At 26.9% G+C, this 1630-nt stretch carries 1 protein-coding gene; it reads left to right on the top strand.

The annotated features are described in order from the left end of the window. Positions 1–127: 127 nt before the first annotated feature. Complete coding sequence (locus tag GBZ86_RS15670) at positions 128–1606, top strand: transposase (protein ID WP_152892211.1); 1479 nt, start codon at positions 128–130, stop codon at positions 1604–1606. The last annotated feature ends 24 nt before the right edge of the window (positions 1607–1630 follow it).

The raw sequence follows: 1630 nt of genomic DNA, 5'->3' as shown, positions 1-1630 counted from the left end.
TAGTCGGTTGCGGAATTCCGCAACCATTAATTCACCTAACTTTTTTGAAGTTAAGTTTTTATATTTTCCTCCAGTATGGCACAATATAAATAACAAGAAATAAAAACACCAACAGGAGGTAAATAACATGTTTTGTCTTAATCAAATTAAACAATTAAATTTATTTGACCAAGTATCTGAATTAAATTATCTTTCAACTAATGAACCAACAACCTTTTTAGATTTACTTTCTAATAAATTTGACTTAGAAAGCTTTATTCCAAAAACATTTTATGATAAGTTTTATAACACATTAGGTCGAAATCGAAAGTATAAATTATCTTCAGTATTATCTGCACTTATATTAATGCAAATATTTCATATTCCAACTAATACATTACTTCGTATATTCCTTATTTTCTCTTCTGAAATTAGAGAATTTTGCAAATTTAATAATGATATTCCCGATGAAGCTTATTTTAGTAAATTTAAAAGGATTTTCGAAGAAAATATCGCTGATTTATTTAATTCAATGGCAATTGAAACTATTAATATTTGTGATAAAATTAATGAATCTTTGCCAGAAAATTCACCTTATAAAGACCTTAACACTATGCTTATATATGATACTTCTGGATTAAAACCTAAAGTTAAAGAAAATAATCCTAAAACTATTACAACATTTATTAACAACCAAAAATTATATGCAAAAGTTACTAATAATAAAAATCATAATCCGTATGCTGCAGCATACAAAGCTATGCCTAAATGTGCTAATGCAAATCCTGATATTAAATTAGACTTTGTTAACGGTCATTTTGGGTATTTTTATAAATTTGGAATTTTAACTAATGGATTAGGCATACCCTTAGCAATAAACTTCTTTGATGAAAAATTTTATTCAAATATAGAAAATAAATTTGAAACACCAGAAGAACAAAAATATGCCTATGATAATGCATCGTTAAAATCAGTCATTAAACCATTTTTATCTAACTTAGAATCTAATTCTAAGTTTAGATTCAATACTTTTTTAGGTGATTCAGAATTTGATAGTTATGAAAATTTTGGACTTTTAAAAGAACTTAATTTTCAGAAAGTCTTTATTCCTATAAATTCTCGTAACCAAAAAAATTCAAAAATTAAAGATTTAGAGTTTAATACTCTTGGAATTCCTTTATGTCCCTTAAACAAAGAGGAATTTAGACCCGCTGGTCGTTGTGGTGGTAAAAATCGTAGTGAGCGATTTAAATTTGTATGCCCTAAAAGTGCTGTAGATAAAAAAGGTAAATATTATCACACTTGTGAAACTCCTTGTACTGATAAACCTGGCGGTCGTATGACTTACGTTTATCCCCATAAAGATTTTAGACTCTATCCAGGAGTACAAAGAAATAGTAACGAGTGGGGTAAAACTTACAAAATTAGAGTTGTAATTGAAAGAGAATTATCTTCTTTTAAATGCAATCCATGCATACATTCACCTAATACTCTCAATACAGCAACTATGCGTTCTGATCTTTATTTAACAGCTATTTCTAAACTAATAAATGTTATTTTAGCCTACTCTTTAAATGACATAAAATATATTAGAAGTATTAGAAAACTATATTTAATATCAGCTTAATCACATATCCACAGTCTAATTTCA

Source organism: Clostridium tarantellae, from assembly GCF_009295725.1.
In the GTDB taxonomy this organism is placed as follows: domain Bacteria; phylum Bacillota; class Clostridia; order Clostridiales; family Clostridiaceae; genus Sarcina; species Sarcina tarantellae.
This window is presented reverse-complemented; position numbering and strand designations above follow the sequence as displayed.